General features: G+C 42.5%; 8 protein-coding genes. 5 read left to right on the top strand and 3 right to left on the bottom strand.

The annotated features are described in order from the left end of the window. Nucleotides 1-133: 133 nt before the first annotated feature. A complete protein-coding gene (locus tag ACLL8Z_RS07500; RefSeq protein ID WP_411274150.1) occupies nt 134-1,267 on the top strand; it encodes a hypothetical protein in 1,134 nt (377 codons plus the stop codon). Between the two features lie 24 nt (nt 1,268-1,291). Here the strand turns inward: ACLL8Z_RS07500 and ACLL8Z_RS07495 are convergent, their stop codons facing one another. Continuing rightward, on the bottom strand, nt 1,292-1,591 hold the full coding sequence (locus ACLL8Z_RS07495; protein ID WP_411274149.1) for a chaperone modulator CbpM: 300 nt from the start codon (nt 1,589-1,591) through the stop codon (nt 1,292-1,294). 4 nt (nt 1,592-1,595) lie between these two features. Further along, entirely contained in the window at nt 1,596-2,474 is an 879-nt protein-coding gene (locus ACLL8Z_RS07490; RefSeq protein ID WP_411274148.1) for a DnaJ C-terminal domain-containing protein, read from the bottom strand. Nucleotides 2,475-2,786: 312 nt separating this feature from the next. Here ACLL8Z_RS07490 and ACLL8Z_RS07485 point away from each other — a divergent pair, with 312 nt between their 5' ends. From ACLL8Z_RS07485 to ACLL8Z_RS07470, 4 genes are all read left to right on the top strand, one after another. Next, complete coding sequence (locus ACLL8Z_RS07485; RefSeq protein WP_411274147.1) at nt 2,787-3,356, top strand: RNA polymerase sigma factor; 570 nt, start codon at nt 2,787-2,789, stop codon at nt 3,354-3,356. Continuing rightward, a complete protein-coding gene (locus tag ACLL8Z_RS07480; protein ID WP_411274146.1) occupies nt 3,337-4,107 on the top strand; it encodes a hypothetical protein in 771 nt (256 codons plus the stop codon). Before ACLL8Z_RS07485 ends, ACLL8Z_RS07480 begins: the two co-directional genes overlap by 20 nt. Nucleotides 4,108-4,206: 99 nt before the next feature. Continuing rightward, nucleotides 4,207-5,016, top strand: coding sequence for an outer membrane beta-barrel protein (locus ACLL8Z_RS07475; protein ID WP_411274145.1), 810 nt, complete (start codon nt 4,207-4,209; stop codon nt 5,014-5,016). A 100-nt stretch (nt 5,017-5,116) separates the two neighbouring features. Next, nucleotides 5,117-6,112, top strand: coding sequence for an ABC transporter ATP-binding protein (locus ACLL8Z_RS07470; RefSeq protein WP_411274144.1), 996 nt, complete (start codon nt 5,117-5,119; stop codon nt 6,110-6,112). 91 nt (nt 6,113-6,203) lie between these two features. On the opposite strand, the gene leuB is transcribed toward ACLL8Z_RS07470, so the two are convergent. Then, on the bottom strand, nt 6,204-7,226 hold a 1,023-nt coding region (gene leuB / locus ACLL8Z_RS07465), incomplete at its 5' end, for a 3-isopropylmalate dehydrogenase (protein ID WP_411274143.1).

Genomic DNA, 7,226 nt, shown 5'->3' with positions numbered 1-7,226 from the left:
ACTCTGCGCAAACTCCGCGTCCTCCGCGTTAAAAATCGTAGATGAGCAGATAAGCCAATTTGATAGGTTTAAATAGTTGACTTTTTGGGTAGCTCCATTTTGTATCTTTACCGAAATCTCCTGTAAAGGCTGAATGAAAAAACTCTATATCCTCGTTTTAATTCTCATTTTGGCAGGGGAAGCGAATGCTCAAATACAAAACGACAGCCTCGAATACCGACTTCGCCCCGACACCCTGAAAACCGGCGAGCTTTATCTCAGCGTTCATAATTTCAATTACATGCGGAATTATGAATATTTTAATAAAATACAGGATGGTTATACCTTATTCGGCGCGCAGCTGGAGCCGCAATTACTATACTATGCTCATCCTCAATTAACAATTTCAGCCGGCGTCCATTTACGTAAAGATTTTGGCGGGCGAGGTATCTACCGGACTTACCCTTTATTTTCTGTGAAATACAAGAAACATAATACTACGCTAATTAATGGCGTGCTGGAAGGTAGTATACATCATAGAATGATTGATCCGATCTACGATTTTGAAAAGCGAATAACAGAGCCGGTAGAATATGGAACCCAATTTATTATAGAAAACAATTCGTTTTTTCTGGATGCTTTCATCAACTGGAAAAGAATGATCTATAAACCATCGCCTGATCAGGAACAAATACTAGGTGGAGCCTCGGCAGATATCACATTTATCAAGAATTCCAATATTAGTCTTTCTCTGCCACTGCAGCTTACAGTTTTTCATCAGGGCGGGCAAATTGATGTGTCAACAGTGCCTTTGCAGACTTTAGTAAATGGAGCGATGGGCTTAAAGTTAAGAGTTCCATTAAAAGGATTTGTTCAAGCATTCCGTTCCGAGAACTATTACACACATTACCGCGATTTTTCATTCACCTTCGCTCAGGCTTTTTCCAATGGAGGCGGATGGTTTCTCAATAACGGCATCGATACAAAATATGGTTCATTGATGGGTACGTACTGGGATGCTAATGAGTTTATTTCCTCTCAGGGGATGCCGATTTATCAGTCCGTTTCGCAGCATATTAATTATACAGGATATACCGAAGCAAACCGCCGTCTGCTGATGGTCCGTTATTCTTATCAGAAGAGACTGGTTCCAAATCTTTACCTCGACTTTAGGTTCGAGCCCATCATGGACTTGAACAGGCCCAAGGGCAAGAAAAAGATAGAATTTTCGAATTCTTCATTTCTGGTTTATAAGCAGGAATTTCGTCTTCATAAAATTAGAAAATGAGAAGGGCTGCCAGACTGCAGCACTTCAATCGATATCCTCATAGAGCCGAAGTCGGTTTCTTAAAGCAATAATTTCCGATTGAAGATGATGCATCCGGTCGAGAAGGTGATCGATAGCATCAATACCCTCTAAGTTAATGTCTAGTTCTCGGTGAAGGCGCAGCATTCGTTCAAGCTTTTCAAGTTGATCTTTAGTAACGAACTCTGTTTTCTCAATTTTCACGGTTTCCAATAATCCAAACTCGCAGAGATTGCGAATGAATGAGAACTCTATATTATGATGAACACAGAATTCGTCGGTTGATATCAGGTTCTTTCTTACCATAATGTTATTTATCAGTTTCAAAAATCTGCTTGAATAATTCTTTCTGTTTATCAGTTAACCCTGTAGGTATTTTTACCGAATAGGTTATATATAGATCGCCGAAATGCGTTTCTTTTTTATAAATAGGAAACCCTTTCCCTTTTAGCTTCACCTTTGTTCCATTTTGAGTTTCAGGATTTACCTTAAGTTTCACCTTACCGCTAAGTGTATCAACGGTGATCTCACCGCCAAGAACTGCCGATTGCAAATCGATTTCCAAAGCTTTATAGAGATCGTTTCCTACACGTTTGAACTCCGGATCGTTGGCAATTGCAAACTTGATGTATAGATCGCCGGCAGGCCCACCCTGCATTCCCGGTCCGCCGTGGCCAGTAATTTTTATCGTCTGACCGTTTTCAATGCCCGCCGGGATGGTGAGGCGGATGTTTTTTCCATTAATTGTAAGCGTTTGCTTCTGGGAGGTATAAACGTCCCGTAAATTCAGCCGCAGTTCGGCGTTAAAATCCTGTCCCTTAAAATTCGCTGGTCTTTGTTTACCTCTTCCGAACATAGAACTGAAAAAATCTGAATAATCCTCGCCACCAAAATCTTGCTGCCCCCGCGGCTGCTGTTGTTGTTGCCGATGTTGTGATTGGCGAGCTTCCTGGAACTGGTCTGCATGTTTCCAGTCCTTTCCATACTGATCATATTTTTTCCTCTTTTCCGGATCGCTTAAGACTTCGTTTGCTTCATTAACTTCCTGAAACTTCTTTTGCGCATCTTTATCGTTCGGGTTCACATCGGGATGATACTTACGGGCCATCTTTCTGTATGCCGCTTTAATATCTTTTTCTGTAGCAGATTTAGTAGTTCCAAGTGCCTGGTAATAATCGACGAAAGACATGTATGTTTTAATCTATTTGAATATTATAAAATTAGGGATAAGTTTTTGAAATTTACCCCGCCTCGTGCCGGCGGACGGCACTTACTTTTTTCTACAGGAAAAAAAGTAAGCAAAAATCCCGTCGCTGCGTCTGCTGCTGCGGAAGTCACAGCCAGGGCTTGGCTTCTACAGCCCGCACCAGCCCGCCGGCACGAGGCGGGGATAATCTCATTCGTGTACGTGAACTTTTACCACTAAAACAACAAATTCTAAATTTTTTTCTCTCCTCCATGCAACTAATTCCCCCCTCCAAACATCTTACCTTTAAAGCGTATGAATTTGGATCATAAATTTACTATTGATAGTTTATTAGAGGGTTGCCAGAAAGGGGAGAGAAAAGCGCAGGAGCACCTCTATAGAACGTTGGCTTCAAAAATGATGGGGGTTTGTATGCGTTATGCGAAGGATACTTGTGAAGCTGAGGATGTGCTGCAAATGGGTTTTGTGAAGGTGTTTCAAAAAGTATCTGAATTCCGGGGTGATGGTTCATTTGAAGGTTGGATCAGACGGATTATGGTTAACACGGCGATAGAAAGTTATCGCAAAAACCTCCGGACATTGAACGTCGTGGATATTGATGAGGTTTATGATCAGCCGCAAAGTACGTTTGACATGTCGGGATTGGAGATGAAGGACTTATTGAAATTGGTTCAACAGCTTTCGAACGGATATCGGCTTGTGTTTAACATGTATGTTATAGAAGGATTTTCGCATAAAGAGATTGCTCGGGAACTGGGCATCAGCGAAGGAGCATCGAAATCTCAGCTCTCAAGAGCGAGAGCGATATTAAAGGACAAAATAATTAAAATGGAGGGCTCAGATTATGCATCCAATCTCGGATAAAGAACTGGATAAATTATTCAAACAACGCTTTGAAGTTGCTGAATTTCGGCCTTCAGCAGACGTATGGGGCAAGATCGCAGCGAAGATGGATCGGAAGGAAAAGGTGAAAAAGCCTTTTCATATCTTCTGGATCGCGGCGGCAAGTGTAGTGGTAGTACTAGGTGCAAGTCTATGGTTTTACAGGCCGGTTGAAGTAATCAAGTTGCAGGGAACGAGTCAAGATATGGTTTTGAATGCGCCGGAGAGTCCAATTACAGATCTTGGAACAGGTGCGGCGAAGCTTGATCCACACCAGCCGGAAATTAAAGGCTTTGACTTTTCAAAATTGTTAGCTGTCGAAGAGAAGTCTTCTAATAACCCTGAAGAGCTAACCTTACCGGAAAAATCAGTTAATGAGATATCAAAACAAGATTTTGTGGTTTCAAATATTGAGGTAGAAAGAAATGGATTTGAGCTGGCGCAAACGTCGAAAGAGGTAAAAGTGCCAGGATACACGGAGGATCAATCCAACCTTGATGTTACCCAGCCTGATATGATTGCCAGTGCCGATGTTGTCCCGGATGATCTCATCCCGGAACTTCAGCAAGTCGCGCCAAAGAGGATAAGAAGTGTCGGCAGCCTGATAAATTTCGTAATCTCCAAAGTAGATCGCAGGGAAGATAAGATCATCGAATTTAAAGACGGCGATGAGGGCTCAGAAGTATCAGGGATTAATCTGGGTTTGATAAAATTAAAAAGTAGAAATAGGTAGAATCAACCTGCCTGCCGGCAGGGAACCAAGAACCAAGAACCAAGAATCAAGAATCAAGACACAAGAACCAAGACACAAGAACCAAGACACAATTAAGACATGAAAAGATTATTACTTAGCGCTCTCGTTATATTTTTAACTGCGCAAGGCTTCGCTCAGGACAATAAGAAAGATACTGTACTAGTTATTACAACCGATACCGTAAAAAACAACAATAAAAAAAGCATTACGATCAGGATCGGAACCGGGGAAAAAGATACGACAGAAAATGAGATGAAACCATCTTCAAAATTTTCATTCCAGTTCGTTGCATCTCGTATTGACCTGGGTTTAAGTACCTACACGGATAACGGAAGTTTTACCCTCCAGCCTGCCAACTCATATCTGGAGCGGGAAACGTGGAAAAGCAGCAATTTCGGATTTGAGTTTTTTCAGATGGGATATCGCTTTAACAGTTATTTCAAGGTCTATGCTGGAGCTGGACTCGACTGGAATCATATTCGCCTTAAACAGAATATTACTTTCCAGGAAGATAAGCCGACACTTACCTATGTTACTGAGACGGTAGACTTCAAAAAGAACCGCTTTTCAAGCCAATATTTGAGAGTACCACTATCCTTCCAGCTGCGTACAAAGGATGACAAGAAAGGCAATAAACTTAACTTTGTCTTTGGTCCTGAAATTGGTTTCCTGTTAAACGGCAAGATTAAACAGGTTAGTAAGGAAAACGGTAAGGACAAATCAAAAGATGACTATAATTTCAATCCGTTCCGGTACGGTGCTTTCGCAAGGCTTGGCTACGGCGGCACAGGGATTTACGTTAAATATTATGCTAATGATGTTTTCGCAGAAGGCCAGGGACCTAAGGATTTTAAGAATTTGGCGTTTGGATTGATGTTAGGGTTTTAACTGGTCGGAGGTCGGAGGTCTGAGGTCGGAGGTCTGAAGCAGAAGATATCGACATAAGGAAGCCTCGTTTACGACGGGGCTTTTTTATTATATTTGGCTCATGCCAGAACCATTTATCAGTTTAAAAAATGTAAGCAAACATTACTCTGTCGATCTTGATGCTGGAGTTAGCGATATTAATCTCACCATTGATAAAGGCGAATTCGTAGCGATAGTGGGGGAGAGCGGAAGCGGCAAAAGCACCCTTCTGAAACTTATCTATGGAACACTTGCTCCTAATTCCGGTGAGCTAAGCTTTAACGGGGAACATATTCCAGGCCCGCATGAAAAGTTGATCCCAGGCCATGATGCCATGAAAATGCTCAGCCAGGATTTCAACCTGAATCTTTACGCTCGTGTGTTCGAAAATATTGAGAGCATGCTCTCGAATGAAAATGTTCTGGAGAAGAAACAGAAATCAATAGAGTTCATGGAACTGCTGGGGATCGGCGCCCTTGCAAATAAGAGAATTGTTGAGCTAAGCGGAGGTGAGCAGCAACGGGTAGCCCTTGCAAGAGCAATTATAACTGAACCTGAGGTTTTATTGCTCGATGAACCATTCAGTCAGCTGGACGCAGTTTTAAAAACACAGTTCCGTGCAGATCTTAAACGCCTTGGCAATGAGCTTGGAATCACTATAATTATGGTTTCCCATGACCCGGTAGACGGTCTTACTCTGGCTGATCAAATGTTTATTTTAAAAGATGGAAAGCTAGTTGAATCAGGAGAACCTGCTCAAATCTATAACAATCCAGAACATATCTACACTGCCCGATTACTGGGCAATGCTTTTTTTCTTCCATCAGACGAAGCGAAACTGGTGGGAATACGATCCAAAGCCACAACAGTGATGATCTATCCGGAATGGGTCCAGCTTAAAAATAGCTGGACCAGTAAACAGTTTGCAATTGAAGAGATTTTTTTTAGAGGCTTTTATGAGGATCTGTTGCTCGAGCGTAAGGGGATTAGGATCCACGCGGTGAATACATCGCCCGGGATGTATAAGAAAGGGCAGAAGGTGCAGGTCGTGATTGAGAAGTGGTTGGATTTTGATTAGGATGTATTTTGTCTGGAATAGGATTAGTGGGATGAGAGGATTGTAGGATTACTTCCTACTAATCCTATTCAAGACAATCCTACTCCCAATCCTATTTAATCCTACTCGCCAGCCAATCCCCCACTTCACTCGTCTTATACGCTTTCTTCTCCCCCGATAAATCCTCTGTTACAATCCCTTCGGCAAGACTTTTATTCACAACGTCCCTTATCAATTCCGCTTCTTCCTTTAATCCAAATGCGTCTTCGAACATCATTGCCGCTGATAAAACAGTAGCCAATGGATTTGCGATGTCTTTGCCCGCTGCCTGAGGGTAGGAGCCGTGTATAGGCTCAAATAAGCTTGTATGGAGGCCGATTGATGCAGATGGCATCAATCCCATGGATCCGGAGATTACGGACGCCTCATCTGTAAGAATATCTCCAAATAAATTTTCTGTGATCATCACATCATAAGAATTCGGCCATTGGACCAGGCGCATTGCAACAGCATCTACAAATTCATAGCTCACGGTTACCTCAGGATAATCTTTTTCCATATCCTGAACAGTTTCCCTCCACAGACGTGAGGTCTCGAGAACATTTGCTTTGTCGACACAGCACAATCTTTTGCTCCTGGTCATTGCCATTTCGAACCCTAGTTTGGCCAGGCGAATCACTTCGTCGCGGGTATAAGTACACGTATCAAACGCTGTATTGCCATTATCTTTTCGTCCCCTTTCACCGAAGTATATACCGCCTGTCAGTTCTCTCAAAATGATCAAATCTGTTCCTTCAATGCGTTCTCTTTTCAGTGGGGAATTATCGATTAATGATGGGAATGTAAAAGTGGGGCGGACATTTGCGAAAAGGCCTAGCTTCTTTCGCATTTTAAGCAACCCTTGTTCCGGCCGAACAGGCGCTTTGGGATCGTTGTCATATTTAGGGTGGCCAATTGCTCCAAATAAAATTGCATCAGCTGCCATACAAATATCATGTGTAGCATCAGGGTAAGGCTCGCCAACCTCGTCAATGGCACATGCACCAGTTATTGCAGGTGTCCAGGTTATATCGTGTCCAAATTTTGCTGCAATTGCATCTGATACCTTTACTGCCTGAGCTATAACTTCAGGGCC

Origin of the sequence: Daejeonella sp. (assembly GCF_046590655.1) — a bacterium.
Classification (GTDB): Bacteria; Bacteroidota; Bacteroidia; order Sphingobacteriales; family Sphingobacteriaceae; genus Daejeonella.
The sequence above is the reverse complement of the archived record's forward strand: the minus strand, read 5'-3'. Positions and strand labels throughout refer to the sequence as shown.

Bases quoted from the DNA above. Each gene is read 5' to 3' on its own strand.
- ACLL8Z_RS07490 (WP_411274148.1), bottom strand. From the start codon at position 2,474: ATGTCTTTCGTCGATTATTACCAGGCACTTGGAACTACTAAATCTGCT.
- ACLL8Z_RS07470 (WP_411274144.1), top strand. From the start codon at position 5,117: ATGCCAGAACCATTTATCAGTTTAAAAAATGTAAGCAAACATTACTCT.
- ACLL8Z_RS07480 (WP_411274146.1), top strand. From the start codon at position 3,337: ATGCATCCAATCTCGGATAAAGAACTGGATAAATTATTCAAACAACGC.
- ACLL8Z_RS07485 (WP_411274147.1), top strand. From the start codon at position 2,787: ATGAATTTGGATCATAAATTTACTATTGATAGTTTATTAGAGGGTTGC.
- ACLL8Z_RS07475 (WP_411274145.1), top strand. From the start codon at position 4,207: ATGAAAAGATTATTACTTAGCGCTCTCGTTATATTTTTAACTGCGCAA.
- ACLL8Z_RS07495 (WP_411274149.1), bottom strand. From the start codon at position 1,591: ATGGTAAGAAAGAACCTGATATCAACCGACGAATTCTGTGTTCATCAT.
- ACLL8Z_RS07500 (WP_411274150.1), top strand. From the start codon at position 134: ATGAAAAAACTCTATATCCTCGTTTTAATTCTCATTTTGGCAGGGGAA.